We start from the raw sequence: 17,848 nt of genomic DNA on the forward strand, positions 1-17,848 counted from the left end.
GCTCTAGACAGCCGTTTGCCTCTCTTCTGAAACTTGCCGGTTACGTTTAACCCGGACCATGAACATCTGGTTTAGTACAATGTCGATCTGCTCCGGAGTCATCCAACCGTGCGCAAAACAGATCGCGCCGATTACTCGATGCGGGCGATTGTTCAAATCATCGTCGACCTGTTCTTTAAGGCCCTGCTTCAACTGTTCGGTGTCAAGATAGCCAAGCTCCACAGCGATGCTGCCAAACCGAGAACAATAGGGGCCACTATGTTTTCTTTTATGGCTCATCATTCTATTTACTCCTCCCGATTGGAGCTGCTGAGCTTTTACTCCAAAATATCGGCGCAATCACCAAGGGAACTTGAAAAAGCTGGCTATTTAGCCACAAAACGCTCCGGGAAATCGGTAAATGCTCCGTCGACTCCCCATCTTTGCAATTGCTGTAGCTGCCGATCGTCGTTCACAGTAAAGGCTAGCAGCCTTTTTCCGTGCTGTGTTGCCACAGCCCTCAATGCCTCATCTATACAGCATTTGTCCAGATTGACAGACCAAGCACCCAAATCGTCGGCCAGCCGCCATAGCTGTTCATCAGCCCTCTCTGCCACCACAGCCAATGGCAGGTAGGGTAGGATAGTCGACAGATTTATTAATTCATCCCCATTCAATGATGATGCCAAAAGTTTATCGACACACTGCTGACCGGCAAACCGCTGCTGCAAAAAAAGGCCGAGCGCCGCTCCGGTACCGGCCCCTTTCAACTCAATGTTAACCGTCGCGCGGCCCGCTGCCAAATCAAGTACCTCGGCCAGCAACGGGATTTTCTCGCCCATTCCGGCATCAAACAAGCGCAGTTCGGCAAGAGGATAATCCGAAACCTGACCACAGCCGTCGGTCGTCCGCTCCAGAGTGAAGTCGTGGATCACCACCAGTTCCCCATCAGCAGACAGGTGAATATCCAGTTCCAGCCACTCAACCCCGTATTCAAGCGCCTTGGAAAAGGCAAGCAAGGTATTTTCTGGCCACCGGCCGCTGGCGCCGCGATGAGCGATAATTAAAAATTCGGACATGGTATTTCTCCTTTGTAGCATCTCAATTCGGACAAAACAGGTCTAGAATACCAGATAGGATGGTCAATCGTTTGATAAACGATCAGCGACTTGCAGCTGCAGTTCTTGGGCCGCTTGCGAACGATTATCCCCCCGGTATGATAAGCTCTTCCACAGAGAGGTCGCCGTATCGACCAAAGATGCGCCAACTCCGAAAGCACACAGCATCCCTGAACAATTTTTTGCTGGCATCGAAACCGCTAGCGGCATATCTTAATCCGCCATCCAATCAATCTCTGGGAGAACTTGGTGACCGAAAACACAAGTCGGCTGCTGCCGATCCTCAGCCTGATTCTGGCCATGTTGTTGTGGGCCAGCTCATTTGTTGCTCTGAAACTGGCCTTTCGCGGCTATCACCCGATGCAAGTGATCTTCGGCCGCATGCTGATCGCCAGTCTCTGTTTTCTGCCTTTTGTACCCAGTTTTTTCAAATTGATCTGGCGTAAACAAGACCTGAAGTACCTGCTAACCATGGCGATCTGCGAACCCTGCCTTTACTTTCTCTTCGAAGCCAAGGCCCTGCAATTGACTAGTGCCTCACAGGCCGGGATGATTACTGCCATTCTGCCGCTGCTGGTGGCAATCCTCGCCTGGGGTTGGCTCAAGGAGCAGATAGGCCGCCAGACCCTGGTCGGTTTTTTCCTGGCGATTGTCGGTGCCTGCTGGCTAAGTCTGGCCAGCGAAAGCAGCAGCGAAGCACCGAATCCGTTACTCGGCAATCTCTGTGAATTTCTTGCCATGGCCTGTGCAGCAGGCTACACTGTCTCACTCAAGCGCCTGAGCAAAAACTACCCACCACTGTTTCTGACAGCGGTACAAGCCTTTATCGGCAGCCTGTTTTTCTTCCCCTTCCTGCTGCTGCCCGATATCGGCTTTCCCGAACGCTGGCAGACCAGCTCAGCAATGGCGGTGATTTATCTCGGTACCCTGATCACCTTCGGCGCCTATGGCTGCTATAATTACGGTATCAGTCGGCTTCCGGCCAGTCAGGTCGCCAGCTATGTCAACCTGATCCCGGTCTTCGGCGTCATTCTCAGCATGCTGATCCTCGGCGAAAAACTGAACCAGGCCCAGTGGCTGGCCTGCGGGCTGGTCTTCTGCGGAGTCTGGATTAGCAACCGCAGCGAAAAACAGCTGGTGCAGCCGATAACATAAAACGGGCTCCCATGGAATACTCTTGCAAGCCGATTGCCCTGATTCGTTCACCCTACCGGGAAAAATTTTCCGCGCCCCGTCAACCGCGACTTGCGCCATCGGTCAGGGCCAGAATCGAACTACTGCCAGAATTTTCCAGTCCGGAAGTGGTCCGCGGGCTGGAAAATTTCAGTCATATCTGGTTGATCTTCCTGTTTCACCAGACCGCCGGGCAGGGTTGGAAGCCGATGGTCCGACCGCCGCGGCTGGGAGGCAACCGTCGGGTTGGCGTATTCGCCTGCCGCTCGCCATTTCGTCCCAACCCGATCGGACTTTCGGCGGTCAAACTACTGTCGATCGATTGTTCTGGGGGCAAGGTGGTGCTGGAAGTGCAGGGGGCCGATCTAATCGACAATACGCCGATCCTCGACATCAAACCCTACCTGCCATACACCGACGGCATCGCCGAAGCACAAGGAGGCTTTGCCGACCGGGCACCAGTTCCCCAGCTGCAAGTTGAGTTTTCCAGTGTAGCTCAACAACAGCTTGAATCTTTTTCCAGCCAAAAGCCACATTTGCAAAACTTGATCGTGGAAACGCTGGCTCTCGATCCACGCCCGGCTTATAAACGGAATGCGGATGATGGGCGGAAATATGGTGTGCTGCTCGATTGCTTCAATGTTCGTTGGCAGGTAGACGGGGAAAAGGTGATTGTGTTGGCTATTGAGGAGAAAGATTTCTAAAGTCCAAACCCACGGTGGTACAATCCCGCCAGGTTTGTCTTCTCAACATAACGGGCCACCTCGCAAAAGAAGTGGCCCGTTAAAAAAACTGACAGCAAATTATCAACTAATCGCAATCACCCCGCCATAGACACGTCCCCTGCCCGCATTCTTGCGAGAAATTGGTGTTGAAGCAGGCAGGATTCCCCTCCTGCTGTTGAATCGTCCGAATCAGATCATCCTTTTTCATCCGCCCTGGCTTTACACCGCGATCTTTAGCAACGGCCTTAACTTCATTCATGTTCATCTGTCCACTCCTTATCTGCCTTCGCAATCTACTTGCCCATCAAGTTGAGTAAAACATGGTTGAGTATACCGCCACTTTGGAAGTACGCAACCTCCTGATCTGTATCTAATCGACTGTTAACCACTACTGTCTCGCAGCTACCGTCACTCCGGTTGACTTGAAGCAGCAACTCCTGCTTCGCTTGCAATTCGCCAAGTGCCGCCAGGCTAAAGGTTTCGCTACCATCAAGCTGCAACGTTTCGACTGTAATGTCGGCCTTGAACTGCAATGGCAGAACTCCCATTCCGACTAGGTTGGAGCGGTGAATCCGCTCATAACTTTCGGCCAGCACCGCTTTTACGCCGAGCAGCAGCGTTCCTTTGGCAGCCCAATCGCGGCTGGAACCGGTACCGTACTCTTTGCCGGCGACAATCATCAACGGAGTCTCGGTCTGGGCATAGTGAACCGCAGCATCGAAAATGCTCATCTGTTCGCCATCCGGCATAAATTTGGTATACCCACCTTCCGTTCCGGGCACCATCTTGTTGCGCAAACGGATGTTGGCGAAGGTGCCACGCATCATGACCTCGTGGTTACCGCGGCGTGACCCGTAGGAATTGAAATCACGCTCTGCGACCCCCTTGTCATGTAGATAAACACCTGCCGGACTGCTCGCCTTGATCGCGCCAGCAGGCGAGATATGGTCGGTGGTGATGCTGTCACCGAGCAGTGCCAACAGTCGTGCCTGATGGAACCCACCGAACCCACTCTGCCGCTGCAACCGGGCGAAGAACGAGGGGTGACGGATATAGGTCGAATCTGGCTGCCACGCATAGGTCAATCCTTCCGGAACTGGCAGATTACGCCACTGCTCGTCCCCATCAAATACCGCTGCATATTCTTTATGGAACATCTGCTCGTTGACTAGGGAAACCATTTCGGCCACCTCAACGTTGCTCGGCCAGATATCCTTCAGGTAAACCGGGTTCCCGTCGCTACCAGTGCCAAGCTGTTCGCGGCTCAGGTCGATGCGAGTGGTCCCAGCCAGTGCATAGGCAACCACAAGCGGAGGGGAAGCAAGCCAATTGGCCTTAGTCTGCGCATGGATACGCCCCTCGAAGTTCCGGTTGCCGGAGAGGACCGAACAGACGGTCAAATCACCTTCATCGATCGCTTCGGCGATTGGACCAGTCAGTGGCCCCGAGTTGCCGATACAGGTGGTGCAGCCGTAGCCGACCACGTTGAATCCGAGTTGATCGAGGTAGCTTTGCAGGCCGGCTTTGGCCAGATAATCAGTAACCACCTTGGAGCCGGGGGCCAGCGAGGTCTTGACCCAGGATTTCTGCTGCAGCCCTTTTTCCACCGCTTTCTTGGCCACCAGCCCGGCGGCCATCATCACTGCTGGGTTGGAGGTATTGGTGCAGGAGGTGATCGCGGCGATCACCACGTCACCATGCTTTAAATTCTCTCTGCTGCCTGCGATCGAGACCGATGCCGGAGACTCTTCCGGTAATACCTGTTCGGTGGCCGTGCGCAAATCTTCGAGCAAAACCCTATCCTGCGGTCGCTTCGGTCCTGCAAGACTCGGCTTGACACTGGTCAGGTCGAGTTCCAGCACGGCGCTGAACTGCGGATCAGGCAAATCGTCGCTACGCCAGAGTCCTTGCTCCTTGCAGTAGTCCTCTACCAAAGCGAGTGTTCGAGGCTCGCGGCCAGTCAGCTCCAGATAATCGAGAGTGATCTGATCGATCGGGAAGAACCCGCAGGTGGCACCATACTCCGGAGCCATATTAGCGATGGTCGCCCGATCGGCAAGCGGCAACTGCGACAAACCGGTGCCGAAGAACTCGACAAACTTGCCGACAACCCCATGTTCCCGGAGCATCTGGGTTACAGTCAGCACCAGATCGGTCGCGGTGACACCTTCACTCAAGCAGCCGGACAATCGAAAACCGACCACCTCCGGCACCAGCATCGAAATCGGCTGACCGAGCATTGCCGCTTCCGCTTCGATGCCGCCGACCCCCCAACCGAGGACGCCGAGCCCGTTGATCATGGTGGTGTGGCTGTCGGTACCGACCAAGGTATCGGGATAGGCCCAGACTTCCCCGTCGATTTCGTTTGTCCAGACAGACTTTGCCAGATACTCCAGGTTAACCTGATGACAGATCCCGGTTCCCGGCGGCACCACCCGAAAGTTGTCGAAAGCGGTCTGCCCCCAGCGCAAAAAGGTATAACGCTCACGGTTACGCTCCATCTCTTTTTCAACATTGACCGAAAAAGCGGAAGGGTTGCCGTACTGATCGACCATCACCGAGTGATCGATAACCAAGTCGACCGGAATCTGCGGATTGATCTGCCCCGGATCCCCTCCATATTCGGCAACCGCGTCGCGCATCGCCGCCAGATCGACTATCGCCGGCACCCCTGTAAAATCCTGCATCAACACCCGGGCCGGGCTGAAAGAAATCTCGCTCTCTGATGCCTGCTGTGGCTGCCAGGCTGCAACCGCTTCAATGTCGGCACGGGTAACGGTTCTTCCGTCTTCTTTGCGCAGCAGGTTTTCCAGCAAAACCCTTATGGTAAAGGGAAGATGCTTCAGAGTCCCTAAGCCGTTGGCGGATGCTGCGGCTAGAGAATTGTAAAAATAACTACGATCGGATACCTGCAGGGTGCGGATCGATTGAAAGGTATCTTTTTTCATTCTTGGCTCCTTGGTTTCAGAATCAAAAACAGGTCATAGGTCCGTTTTAATTGTAACCCGCCTTTCTTTATCAGTGAAAGTGAAGGCAATACACTTTGCCATGAGCGGTAAGGGTTCTGTAAAAATGTTATCTCCCGGTCTTCTTATTGCAACACAAACAGCCGTATTAATTGAAAGTTTTGCTTGTTTAATCGAGCTTTTTTCGAATACAAACTGCTTTATATTTAAAACAATTACGTTGTTTTTAGCTCGACCTTATGATAGAAGCGAAATTGTCCTAATTTGGTTGCCCTCGTAAAACAAGGAGAGGAAGCATGGCAGAAGGTACTGTTAAGTGGTTTAACGATGCAAAAGGTTTCGGTTTTATTGAGCAGGAAAATGGCCCTGACGTGTTTGTCCATTTCTCTGCAATTCAATCTGAAGGGTTCAAATCTCTTTCCGAAGGCGATCGGGTGACTTTTGATGTGATTCAGGGGGATAAAGGTCCACAATCCTCCAATGTGGTTAAAGTTTAAAGCAAACAATTCTACCGATCCGGCTAACATTCGATCGGTTTGATTTCTTAGAGGGCGCATCCACAAAAAAGCTCCACGGCTTAAACCGTGGAGCTTTTTTGTTTTTATCCCTACTAACCACTGACTATGTCAATGCTTGTAGATAACATCCCGAGCGAGTGCTCCATCAAAATCCGCCACTCGCCATCTTCTTTGATCAAGTTGATCGACTTGAGGATCTGATCCTGATAGAAATCTGGACTATACCTCTGCTTCAGTTTCACCTGTATCCGATTTTCGCAAACTTGGCGCACCTGAATGTCGTCGAACTTCAGCTAGATTCCCTTCGGCCGAGTCACCCGGGTGCGGCGTATTTCCCGCCAATCTTCTTGGCTGCGTCCGAGTTCTGGACGATATTGTTCACTGTACGCGGAAAAATACCCGCTTAAATCCTGCTGCGCAAAGCCAAGTACAGCTTTGACCTTTTCCATCGGAATCGCTTCCGCGGCTGAAAATTAACTCCTGGCAGGCCACCATTCCTTCGCTTCCTCAGAGATCGGCTTAAACGCAACATTTGTTGCTTTTTGAGTATCTTCTCTGGGGAATGGTTCTGTTGCCGCCGGTTGCGCCTACCCACCTTCTATCTGCTGCCTCGGCGGCTGCCCCGAGTGTCAAGAGGCAGATTTGATCAGTTCTTCATCTGCCTTCAACTTGGCCAGCAATTCATTGCTTGTTTGCTCGCTGTAGTAATAACCGTAACTGCCCGGCGACCAATTCCCAGGCGACGTTGGCTTCCTCTTTTGCTTCTTCTACTTCCTGCTTTGTCAACGCCAACTGGCTGACCCACGCTGATCTTTTCATCCGCCTGATTGAGGTCGAAAAGGGCGTTGTCGAGCACCTGCTGCAAACTGTTTTTTTCCGCAACCGAGTGGCTGATATCGGCAATCATCCGTTCTGACAATTCATTGGCCGATGAAGAGAAAACCTCTTCTTCATCTGAAAAAGCAGCCCTCTATTTTCCTTGTTCGGTCGTTAATCTGGGTAGACCTTCAATTTCATCAAAACCCTGCAGATCTTCCAACAGTTCGTTAAACGATATGAAACGCTGCTCGACTGGCAGCAATAAGCGACCGAGCAGCCGATGGATATGGGGATCGCTGATCTTGTCACACTGTATCTCAAACGGTTTCTGCCGATCGTATTCAGGGCCAAGCAGCATCTGCAGCATCAGTTCACCCAAATTCCGCAACAAATTGGCATCCGTCGCTTGTTGGCTATTGCAATCCTCACCTGACCCATCAGTAAGAATCTGCTCGAGCGCACTATCAATACAAAAGCCTGTTAAAGCCGCCCGACCTTCAACATCAAAAAAAGATGGTCTCGCTATTTAACTGCTGCGGACTGAACCCCTTTTTAATAGGTATAATTAAAAGCATCAGCCAGCTCAAAGGTAATCTTCAGAGACTCCTCAGCCGGGAGGGGATAAGCATCTGCTTGACCAGATTATCACCGTTGTAGCTAGCGGAGGTGTAATAGAAACTGTTCTCTTCCAGACCAGAATCATAAATCGGTGCAATGGAAGGATGGTCAAGTTCTGCCAGCCTCTCGAAGAGTGCTTCGTGCTGTTCTTGCCTGTTTTTTTCCACCAAACGGTCGGCAGAAAAAATCTTCGGGGTAGCTTCTCAATTAAAAAAAGGATCTTCCGCGCAACAAACAAAAGCCGTGAGACTCGTTCGTCTCGAAAACGTCTTTTACGACATACAAGCCAACCTGTTGTCCTGATTCAATAATTGCAAATCTTGCTCATGGACCATCTGAGAAACGGTGATCTTTTCATTCTAACAACCCTGATTCCAAGTCACACCATGCATAAAAAGGGCAAACGCCCATTTTATAACATTACAGTTTCACAATAAAAGAAATAAGGATTCTACCTGTTTTATAATTTTTATTAACTTTTAGCCAATTACCTAGATTTATCAACTCCGATTCGCGGGCACAGATCCACGATCGGGCACTGGCTACAGACCGGTATTGGAGCTTTACAGCATGCACGTCCGTGAGCTATCAGCGTGTGCCCCACCTGGGTCCAGATTTCAGGTGGAAGGAGTTTGGTCAACTCTTTTTCGATCACCACCGGATTGTCCGCTTTGGTCCAACCGATCCGATTCGCCAGTCGTTTTACATGGGTATCCACTACCATCCCTGGGATCTGGTAGGCATTGCCGAGTACAACATTGGCGGTCTTACGCCCAACTCCCGCTAGAGCAACAAGCTCGTCCAAGGTTTCCGGTACCAGACCTTGATGACGCGTTAACACCTGTTCGGCGCAAAGAACCAGATTTTTGGCTTTATTGCGAAAAAATCCGGTAGAGCGGATCAACTCTTCGACCTGCTCCTGACTGGCGACAGCCATCTCCGCTGGCCCAGGCAGCTGCTCAAATAGGTCGACGGTGACCTGATTGACTCGCTTGTCGGTACACTGGGCGGAAAGGATCGTTGCTACCAAAAGCTGCCAGGCATTTTGGTACTCGAGGCCACATTTAGCGTTGGGGTACGCTGCCTCGAGCTGACGATAAAGATTCAATGCCAAATCTTTTTTCTTCATTATTTAAGTAGTTATGGTGTTTGCGGAGAAGGTTATTCACAGTTTCAACAGGTTTATCCACAGATGGGGCTCGGTTTCCGGATTCGCAACCGCTCTTTTACTTGGAGAAAACGTCTCGTATCACAGGTTTCTACCGTCAACACCAACGGCAGGTGCGGGGAGGCTTTCCTTGCTTCGGCGGTCGCCAACACGGTTCCGGCCAGCGCTCTGATTGGGCCACGGAAATAAATCCGGTCGCGCCCCCAAAGAGGGAAGTTTCCTGGGTAGTTGGCCCGCCACATCGGAAATCGCGCCCGACGCAAATGCTCGCTTATGCGAATTTGGCCGTAGCCCCACAGCGGAAGGGTAAAATCCCCACAAACCACCGTTGCACAGGGTAAAGTCTGATTATTCAACAACTGATCACTTAGCAGTGTGCGGATCTGGTCACGTCGCTGCCAAGGATCGAAAGAGAGGCAGAGGTTATACAGGTGAACCCGTTCATTCTCCAAATCGAGATCGGCCCGCACACAACGACCGCCATGGCCGAGGGAAAAGTTTTGAATGTTATGTAGCGGAAAACGGGACAGAAAAGCGCAGGCCCCTTCTTCGTCAGGACCATAGGCGGCCAGCGCAACCTGATCAGAGAAATCGCTCAAGGTTCCGGCTGCAATCGGCGACCCGAGTTGCTGCAGCATCACTAGATCAGGCTGTTGTGAACAGATCACTCGAGCACTCAGCCGCTGATCAGTTTCTCCGTTTGCCGTCCGGAACCCATTGACGTGATAACTCATGATCCGAAAAGTCGTCATCCCTCTCCCTTTCAGTCCCAAGTTACCGATTATAAACCGGGAAGAAAAAACGTCCAGTCCTTGCAACGGCAAACGGAGATTTTATTTACCGATCAGTTGTTCCTGCAACGCTGCTGCCAATCAGGGTTCCAGACGCCGCACTGATTCAATAATTACCTGCGGCTCTGGATAGTCATGAAACAATTGACTCTTGGCTATGGTTTTGGCTTTGCCAATCATTTCCACTACATCCATCCCTTCGATCACTTTGCCAAAGACCGCATAGCCATAGGTATTTCCTGTTTTTCCGCGATGGTTGAGGAAATTGTTATCGACCAAATTGATAAAAAACTGACTGGTTGCGCTGTCGATCACGCCTGTCCGTGCCATGGCGATGGTGCCTTTATTGTTCAGCAACCCGTTGTCGGCTTCGTTCTTGATCTGCGCTTTGGTCTCTTTGCGCTTCGCTGTTTGGTCGAATCCGCCCCCTTGGATCATAAACTTGTCGATCACCCGGTGAAAAATGGTTCCGTCATAAAACTTTTCATCCACATAGTTGAGAAAGTTATTGACCGTTATAGGTGCTTTTTCGTCTTCCAATTCCAGCTTGATTGTCCCCATGCTGGTTTTCATCTCGACCAGCGTGCCAGCTTGGGCAAAGCTAAAACTGAACAACAGAAAAGCAACAAAAAATATCATTTTTTTCATGACAACTCCTTTTAAAGAATTAACTCGGCTAAAACAGTTTCCGCTTTCAAATCGCGCAGCATAAGGTCGCTGACCGCCTGGCGTGGGTCCTTGCCCTGATAAAGAATTTGATACATCTGCTCAATAATCGGTACCTCAACCATCAACTTCTCGGCCAGTTGATAGGCCGAAAGAGTAGTTTTCACCCCTTCGGCTACCATCTGCATTCCGGAGAGGATTTCATCCAACTTACGCCCTTTGCCGAGTTCGATACCGACAGTACGGTTGCGGGAAAGATCCCCGGTACAGGTCAGCACCAGATCCCCCATACCGGCCAAACCGGCAAAAGTTTCCGCCCGACCGCCAAGTTTAAGTCCCAATCGGGTCATCTCGGCCAAGCCACGGGTTATCAGTGCCGCCCGGGTATTGTGGCCGAAACCGAGTCCATCAGCAACCCCAGCTGCCAGAGCAATAACATTCTTCATCGAACCGCCCAACTCAACACCGATAATATCGTCGTGGGTGTAAACCCGAAACTTTTCAGTGCTGAAAACCTCCTGAATTTGCTCCGCACAGCTCAGATCGCGACTGGCAGCAACCACTGCGGTCGGCATCCCCTGTACCACCTCTTTGGCAAAAGATGGCCCAGAGAGAAAACCTAGCCGGTGAAACGACTCGGTCGGTAAAAGTTCTTCAAAGACCTGCGACATCAGCATCAAGCTGTCATTTTCAATCCCCTTCGATGCACAAACGACCAGCGCATGTGGGTCGATATCGGGCAAAGCCTGTTGTAACACCTGCCGGGTCACTTGGGATGGCGAGACAAACAGCAGCAGTTGCATACCACGAACTGCGGTTTGCAGATCAGAGGTATAAGTTAAGTTTTGCGACAGGGTGAAACCGGGCAGATATATATCGTTGATGCCGTTCTGCTGCATCCGTGCGGCCAAATCGGTTTCATAAACCCAGAGCGTCACCGGGAAGCCTTTTTCCGCCAGCAGGTTGGCCAGCGTGGTTCCCCAACTCCCGGCACCGATCACAGCGTAGTTACTCTGTTCTGATAGCTGCATTAAATGGCTTTCCTTTTCTTTATTATCCGCTGTTTGAGGTGTTCGATCTTTTCTTCCAACAAAGCAGGACGTGGATAATTCTCCAATTGCTGGTAGGCTTTCAACGCTTCTTGCAAATGATCTTCTTCTTCCAGCATTTTTGCCAGATTAAACCCAGCCTGGAGGCTATAGCTGCTGCCGGGAAACTGATCAATCAAGCGTTGCCAGTCGGCGCGCGCCTCTTTAATACGGTTTTCCAGCAGCAATAACCCTCCCTTACGGTATAACACATCCGGCAAAAGTTCGCTTTGCGGCTGTTCCTCGAGAAGCGACTCCAACTCGATCCGGGCCTGGCTGTAATTATCGAGGCGAAAATAGCAATCAGCGATTTCGTACAGATATTTATCTCGCTCGCCGGTGGGTTGTTCCAGCAGACGCTGATAATAACTTATCGCGCGAGAATAATCGCGCAGAGAATATTTAACAATATGAGCCGCAGCTTCCTGGGCAACCAACACCAGCGGGTGAGCGGGGTAATCATGTTCCAACTGCAGATAGCTGAGCAGGGCTTGCTGATCCTGCTGGCGATCATACTGCCAGATTTTCGCACTCCGCAACAACGCTTGTGGCGCCATTTCCGAATCGGGATAATCCCGGTAGAGACGCTGATACACCCTCTGGGCGCCAACTATCTCGCCGAGGCTTTCCTGCGCGACCGCAGCGTCAAATAAACGCTGCGGCGCGGTCAATTCTCGATGTTGATAAACAGGTACGGCTACCGTCGCGAGCAGAAGCAAAAATAGTAGCAGCGGAATCCAGCGCCGCGATTTATTCTTCTTCGCTGTCTGTCGTTGCTCCTGCTTCAATTGCTTCTTCAAGCGGTGCAGCTTCATCAACCTCTTCTCTCTCGGCTAGTTTGGCGACCGAGACGATCAATTCGCCCTCTTCCAGCACCATCATCCGCACTCCTTGTGTGTTGCGGCCGATGGAACGGATGTTGTTGACTCGAGTCCGCAACAACTTACCGCGATCGGTAATGAACATTAGATCCGACTCTTCATCGACCATCTTGATCGCCACCACTTTACCGTTACGCTCGCTGGTCTTGATGGTGATGATTCCCTTGCCGCCGCGGCTCTGGACCCGGTATTCGCCGATATCAGTGCGTTTACCGTAACCGTTTTCGGTTACGGTGACTAAGGCTAGGGCAGTGTTTTCGGTGACCGACTGCAGACCGATCACCTCGTCATCCCCTTCCAGGGTCATGCCGCGGACACCACGGGCCGGCCGGCCCATCGGACGGACGTTTCCCTCGGGGAAACGGATCGACTTGCCGTTACGGGTCGCCAAGATCAGATCACGTTTACCGTCGGTCAGGCGAGCTTCGATCAGGCTGTCTCCCTCATCGATGGTCAGGGCAATTATCCCCCCGGAACGCGGGTTGGAGTAAGCCATCAGTTCGGTCTTCTTGATGGTCCCTTTGGCGGTGGCGGTAACGATGTACTTGTCTTCCTCGAATGCTTTGACCGGCAGGATGGTTGTCACCTTTTCATCCGGCGCCAAGCTGAGCAGATTGACGATTGCTTTACCGCGTGAGGCGCGTCCACCCTGTGGAATTTCATGCACTTTGAGCCAGTATACCTTGCCCAAGGTAGTAAAAATCAACACGTAGGAATGGGTCGAGGCGATGAACAGGCTTTCAACAAAATCCTCTTCTTTCGGCTTGATACCGCTCTTCCCCTTGCCGCCGCGGCGCTGCGCCCGGTAAAGGGAAACCGCATTTCGCTTGATGTAGCCACCGTGGGTGACTGTGACCACCATATCTTCTTCGACGATCATGTCTTCAAGGGTCAGGTCGGCGGTCTTGTCGAGGATCTCTGTACGGCGCGGGTTGGCGAACTTCTCCTGAACCTCGAGCAATTCGCTCTTGATGATCTTTAGTATCTCCACCTCGCTGGCAAGGATATCCTTGAGACGCTTAATCAGCGCCAGGATCTGCTCAAGTTCCTCGAGTATCTTGTCCCTCTCCATTCCGGTCAGGCGATGCAGGCGTAAATCGAGAATAGCCTGGGCCTGAATTTCGGAGAAGGAGAAACGCTCTATCAACCGCTCTTTTGCCTCGGCCGGGTTGGCACTGCTCTTGATGATCTGGATCACTTCGTCGAGGTTCTCCAGCGCCAGCTTGAAACCCTGCAAGATGTGGGCGCGGGCTTCGGCTTTTTTCAGCTCGAATATGCAGCGTCGGGTGACGATCTCGCGACGGTGATCGATAAAAGAATCGAGCACTTCACGCAGGTTTAGAATTTTCGGCTGGCCACCGACGATCGCCAACATGATGATGCCGAAGGAGGACTGCATGGCTGTCATCTTGTAGAGCTGGTTGAGGATGACACCCGGAACCATATCCCTCTTCAATTCGATGACGATACGCATGCCGTCACGGTCTGACTCGTCGCGCAGGTCGCTGATCCCTTCGATCTTTTTAGTCTTGACCAACTCAGCGATCTTCTCTATCAGCTTCGCTTTGTTGACCTGGTAGGGTATTTCGGTAACGATGATCGCTTCGCGACCGCTGCGGCGGTCGACTTCGACCAAGGCTCGGGCACGCATCTGCACGATGCCGCGGCCGGTGGCGTAAGCCTCGCGAATTCCCTCCTTACCGTTGATGAAGCCAGCAGTCGGGAAATCGGGGCCGGGAATCTTCTCGATCAGCTCCTCGATTGTTAGGCGCGGATCGTCTATCAATGCCACCAATCCATCGATCACTTCGCCGAGGTTGTGTGGCGGAATCTTGGTCGCCATGCCGACTGCTATACCCTCAGAGCCGTTGACCAGTAGGTTGGGGAACTTACAGGGCAGAACCAGAGGTTCTTCCAACGAGTCGTCATAGTTGGGGCCGAAGTCGACGGTTTCCTTCTCGATATCGGCGAGCAGCTCGTGGGACAACTTGTCCATGCGGATTTCGGTATAACGCATTGCTGCCGCTGAGTCGCCGTCGATTGAACCAAAGTTGCCCTGACCATCGACCAGCGGGTGACGCATCGAAAAATCCTGTGCCATGCGAACGATGGTATCGTAAACCGCTGTGTCGCCGTGCGGGTGATACTTACCGATAACATCACCAACCACGCGGGCCGATTTTTTGTACGGCTTGTTGAAGTCGTTGCCGAGATCGTGCATGGCGAACAGAATCCGCCGGTGAACTGGTTTGAGACCATCGCGAACGTCCGGCAGGGCACGACCGACAATGACGCTCATCGCGTAGTCCATATAGGACTTGCGCATTTCGTCTTCTATGTTGACGGTGACTTTGTTCTCTTCTGTCAGCATCTATTCCTCCGAAACTCCTGCAAGGAGTTTTTCAATACAAACTTAGACGTCGAGGTTAGCGACGTTCAGGGCATTCTGCTCGATAAATTCGCGCCGCGGCTCAACCTGATCCCCCATCAGCACAGTGAATATCTCATCGGCTTGTACCGCGTCTTCGATGGTCACTTGCAGAAGCACACGTTTTTCAGCATCCATGGTGGTTTCCCACAGTTGATCCGGGTTCATTTCACCAAGGCCTTTATAACGCTGAATATACTGACCTTTTTTCGCCCGGCTAAGGAAAGTCTCGAGCAACTCTTTGCGATCCTCGATTACCACATTTTCTTTTCCTTCACTGACAAGGATCGCTGGACCGTTTTTACAGATATCCTCGACATTTTTATAAGACTGCAACAACAGCTTGTACTCATGGGAGGAGAGGGTTTCCACGGTCTGCCGGTCGATCCGGGCGTGCAGATTGCCATAGGTGACCAGAATGCGATCCGGATTTTCCAGTACTTCGAATTTGGCATTCGGTTCTACTTCACGTAGTCGCTCGGCAAGAGGATCGAGAGCGGCTTTGTCGGCAAAGCCGTTTTTAACCTTTCCTCGCAGGAAAATCCGCAAAATTTCACTCGGCACGCCTCGATTGACAATCTTGTCGAAATGTTGGTTAAATTCGAGGATGTTGCGCAGAGTCGGAATTATCTGTTTGCCGCGCAAAATTTTCTGCCCGTTGTCCATCTCCAGGGAAACACTATCAGTCCCGGCATCAAGCAGGTAATCGAGCAGGGCCTCGTCATCCTTGAGGTATATTTCTTTTTTACCCCGCTTGACCTTGTATAGTGGTGGCTGAGCGATATAGAGATGACCCCGCTCGACAATCTCCGGCATTTGGCGGAAGAAGAAGGTGAGTAGCAGGGTACGGATATGTGAACCGTCGACATCGGCATCGGTCATAATTATGATGCGATGGTAACGGAGCTTGGAAACATCAAAATCTTCCTTGCCGATCCCGGTTCCCATCGCGGTAATCAGGGTCCGGATTTCATTGGAGGTCAGCAGTTTATCAAAACGCGCTTTCTCAACGTTAAGAATCTTCCCTTTCAATGGCAAGATAGCTTGATAACGCCGGTCACGACCCTGCTTGGCACTGCCCCCCGCGGAATCACCCTCGACCAAATAGATTTCACAAAGAGCCGGATCTTTTTCCTGACAATCAGCCAATTTTCCAGGCAACGACAGCCCCTCAAGTGCACCTTTCCGGCGAGTAAGATCACGAGCTTTACGCGCCGCTTCCCTAGCACGTGCAGCTTCGATTCCTTTTTCCAGAATCCGTTTGGCAACTTGCGGATTTTCCTCAAGGAATTCAGCAAGTTTTTCGTTCATCATTGTCTCGACATAGCCCTTTATTTCCGAGTTACCAAGTTTGGTCTTGGTTTGCCCTTCAAACTGCGGATCGGACAGTTTGACCGAAATTACCGCAGCAATTCCTTCACGAAGGTCATCTCCGGAAATCGCCACCTTTACATTCTTCAGCAGGTTGTTGGCGGTGGCATAGGCGTTCATGGTTCTGGTTAGAGCGGCCCGGAAACCGCTCATATGTGTTCCCCCCTCATGGGTGTTGATATTATTGGCAAAGGTAAAAATTTTCTCGTCGTAGCCATCGTTGTATTGAATGGCTATCTCAATATCAACCCCGGCTTTCTCAGCCTGAAAATAGATAGGTGTGGAATGCAGCGGACTTTTTGCCCGGTTGAGATATTCAACAAAAGAGCGAATTCCACCTTCATAGATAAATTCGTTCTTTTTCTCCGTACGGTCATCAGTTATGACTATTTTTACCCCAGCATTCAAAAAAGCCAGTTCCCGTAAACGTTGCGACAGAGTTTCAAAGGAAAATTCTGTGGTTTCAAATACTTCCGGATCAGGCCAAAAGGTAATCTTGGTGCCACGTTTGATGGTGTCGCCGTCAACTTCGAGTGGGCCAGTCGGTACACCACGTACGTAACTTTGCCGGTGCACCTTGCCATCGCGACGGATGACCAGTTCCAGTTTGCTGGAGAGTGCGTTAACAACTGAAACGCCGACACCGTGCAGACCGCCGGAAACTTTGTAAGCACCTTCACCTTCATCATTGAACTTACCGCCGGCATGTAGAACTGTCATAACGACTTCGGCCGCAGATTTATTCTGTTTTTCATGCATATCTACCGGAATGCCGCGCCCGTTATCCTGTACCGTTACCGAGTTATCGTCATGAATGGTAACCGTTACATCATCGCAATAACCAGCCAAGGCTTCATCGATAGAGTTATCGACAACTTCGTATACCAGATGATGCAAACCGAGGGTCGAAGTTGAACCTATGTACATAGCTGGCCGTTTACGGACAGCCTCCAGGCCTTCGAGAACCTGTATACTCTCCGCACCGTAAATCTTTTCTTCTGCCATACTGCTCCTCATACCTTAATCAGCTTCGCTGATCACGCCATTATTGACAGTGAAAACCTTGCTTTTTTCAAAAAAATTGGTCTGTTTGAAATCTGTCGAGGTTATAAATACCTGGCCAGAATTTTCCAGTAGATTTTCCAAAAGGGTATTTTTTCTTTTTGCATCGAGTTCACTAGTCATATCATCCAAAATCAACACCGGATAATGACCCTGAACTGATTTATAGTCAAGAATCTGAGCGGTTTTATAAGAAATAACCATTGATCGTTTTTGTCCCTGCGAAGCATAAACACTGGCTGGTTTACCATTTAAACTAAAAATAATGTCCTCCTTGTGAGGACCTACCAGCGTATATCCAAGCTGTCTCTCTCGCACTTGCTTGCGTGAAAAATCTTCCTTTAGTGAATCTTCAATAGAATCTTCTGGATACTTTTTTGAATAATTTAGAAAATATTCTTCTGAATTAATTCTTCTAAAATCATCGCTAACAAAAAAACTGTTTATTTTATTTATATATGAAATTCTCTTTTTAAT

The 17,848-nt window shown here is 51.0% G+C and carries 17 protein-coding genes and 1 pseudogene; 4 read left to right on the forward strand and 14 right to left on the reverse strand.

Annotation, left to right across the window (positions count from 1 at the left end; all coding sequences use genetic code 11):
• Window positions 1-3: 3 nt before the first annotated feature.
• Window positions 4-282, reverse strand: coding sequence for a hypothetical protein (locus Q7J88_RS13045; protein ID WP_303722671.1), 279 nt, complete (start codon window positions 280-282; stop codon window positions 4-6).
• 83 nt (window positions 283-365) lie between these two features.
• Window positions 366-1,058, reverse strand: a complete 693-nt coding sequence (locus Q7J88_RS13050) for a glycerophosphodiester phosphodiesterase family protein (RefSeq protein WP_303722672.1) — start codon at window positions 1,056-1,058, stop codon at window positions 366-368.
• Window positions 1,059-1,346: 288 nt separating this feature from the next.
• On the opposite strand from Q7J88_RS13050, the gene Q7J88_RS13055 reads away from it, so the two are divergent.
• Window positions 1,347-2,252 (forward strand): DMT family transporter, encoded by a 906-nt coding sequence (locus Q7J88_RS13055; RefSeq protein ID WP_303722673.1) that lies wholly within the window; start codon window positions 1,347-1,349, stop codon window positions 2,250-2,252.
• A gap of 11 nt (window positions 2,253-2,263) precedes the next feature.
• Complete coding sequence (tsaA, locus tag Q7J88_RS13060) at window positions 2,264-2,974, forward strand: tRNA (N6-threonylcarbamoyladenosine(37)-N6)-methyltransferase TrmO (protein WP_303722674.1); 711 nt, start codon at window positions 2,264-2,266, stop codon at window positions 2,972-2,974.
• A gap of 106 nt (window positions 2,975-3,080) precedes the next feature.
• Here the strand turns inward: tsaA and Q7J88_RS13065 are convergent, their stop codons facing one another.
• Both Q7J88_RS13065 and acnA read right to left on the reverse strand, forming a co-directional pair.
• Window positions 3,081-3,260, reverse strand: a complete 180-nt coding sequence (locus tag Q7J88_RS13065; protein ID WP_303722675.1) for an SAP domain-containing protein — start codon at window positions 3,258-3,260, stop codon at window positions 3,081-3,083.
• Window positions 3,261-3,288: 28 nt separating this feature from the next.
• Window positions 3,289-5,943 carry an aconitate hydratase AcnA gene (gene acnA / locus Q7J88_RS13070; protein ID WP_303722676.1) on the reverse strand — a complete coding sequence of 885 codons (2,655 nt, stop codon included), beginning with the start codon at window positions 5,941-5,943 and terminating at the stop codon, window positions 3,289-3,291.
• Between the two features lie 314 nt (window positions 5,944-6,257).
• On the opposite strand from acnA, the gene Q7J88_RS13075 reads away from it, so the two are divergent.
• Complete coding sequence (locus Q7J88_RS13075) at window positions 6,258-6,458, forward strand: cold-shock protein (protein ID WP_303722677.1); 201 nt, start codon at window positions 6,258-6,260, stop codon at window positions 6,456-6,458.
• Window positions 6,459-6,772: 314 nt separating this feature from the next.
• Here Q7J88_RS13075 and Q7J88_RS13080 read toward each other — a convergent pair whose 3' ends face one another.
• The gene (locus tag Q7J88_RS13080) at window positions 6,773-6,928 is read right to left on the reverse strand and encodes a hypothetical protein (RefSeq protein WP_303722678.1); all 156 of its coding nucleotides are present in this window, start codon (window positions 6,926-6,928) and stop codon (window positions 6,773-6,775) included.
• A gap of 239 nt (window positions 6,929-7,167) precedes the next feature.
• On the opposite strand from Q7J88_RS13080, the gene Q7J88_RS13085 reads away from it, so the two are divergent.
• A complete protein-coding gene (locus tag Q7J88_RS13085) occupies window positions 7,168-7,395 on the forward strand; it encodes a hypothetical protein (protein ID WP_303722679.1) in 228 nt (75 codons plus the stop codon).
• Window positions 7,396-7,449: 54 nt separating this feature from the next.
• Here the strand turns inward: Q7J88_RS13085 and Q7J88_RS13090 are convergent, their stop codons facing one another.
• The 9 genes and pseudogenes from Q7J88_RS13090 to Q7J88_RS13130 form a co-directional block, all read right to left on the reverse strand.
• Window positions 7,450-7,689 carry a hypothetical protein gene (locus Q7J88_RS13090; protein WP_303722680.1) on the reverse strand — a complete coding sequence of 80 codons (240 nt, stop codon included), beginning with the start codon at window positions 7,687-7,689 and terminating at the stop codon, window positions 7,450-7,452.
• A gap of 714 nt (window positions 7,690-8,403) precedes the next feature.
• Window positions 8,404-9,030, reverse strand: coding sequence for an endonuclease III (nth, locus tag Q7J88_RS13095; RefSeq protein ID WP_303722681.1), 627 nt, complete (start codon window positions 9,028-9,030; stop codon window positions 8,404-8,406).
• A 68-nt stretch (window positions 9,031-9,098) separates the two neighbouring features.
• Window positions 9,099-9,836, reverse strand: coding sequence for an endonuclease/exonuclease/phosphatase family protein (locus tag Q7J88_RS13100; RefSeq protein ID WP_303722682.1), 738 nt, complete (start codon window positions 9,834-9,836; stop codon window positions 9,099-9,101).
• 120 nt (window positions 9,837-9,956) lie between these two features.
• The gene (locus Q7J88_RS13105) at window positions 9,957-10,514 is read right to left on the reverse strand and encodes a peptidylprolyl isomerase (protein WP_303722687.1); all 558 of its coding nucleotides are present in this window, start codon (window positions 10,512-10,514) and stop codon (window positions 9,957-9,959) included.
• Between the two features lie 20 nt (window positions 10,515-10,534).
• Complete coding sequence (locus Q7J88_RS13110) at window positions 10,535-11,572, reverse strand: NAD(P)H-dependent glycerol-3-phosphate dehydrogenase (RefSeq protein WP_303722683.1); 1,038 nt, start codon at window positions 11,570-11,572, stop codon at window positions 10,535-10,537.
• Window positions 11,572-12,444, reverse strand: coding sequence for a tetratricopeptide repeat protein (locus Q7J88_RS13115; protein ID WP_303722684.1), 873 nt, complete (start codon window positions 12,442-12,444; stop codon window positions 11,572-11,574). The genes Q7J88_RS13110 and Q7J88_RS13115 overlap by 1 nt, the downstream gene beginning before the upstream one ends.
• A complete protein-coding gene (gene gyrA, locus Q7J88_RS13120) occupies window positions 12,380-14,881 on the reverse strand; it encodes a DNA gyrase subunit A (RefSeq protein WP_303722685.1) in 2,502 nt (833 codons plus the stop codon). The genes Q7J88_RS13115 and gyrA overlap by 65 nt, the downstream gene beginning before the upstream one ends.
• Before the next feature lie 42 nt (window positions 14,882-14,923).
• On the reverse strand, window positions 14,924-17,314 hold the full coding sequence (gene gyrB / locus Q7J88_RS13125; RefSeq protein WP_303722686.1) for a DNA topoisomerase (ATP-hydrolyzing) subunit B: 2,391 nt from the start codon (window positions 17,312-17,314) through the stop codon (window positions 14,924-14,926).
• Between the two features lie 15 nt (window positions 17,315-17,329).
• Window positions 17,330-17,848, reverse strand: a pseudogene (locus Q7J88_RS13130) (hypothetical protein); the annotation flags it as partial.

This window comes from Malonomonas rubra (genome assembly GCF_003247215.1).
GTDB lineage: Bacteria > Desulfobacterota > Desulfuromonadia > Desulfuromonadales > Geopsychrobacteraceae > Malonomonas > Malonomonas rubra_A.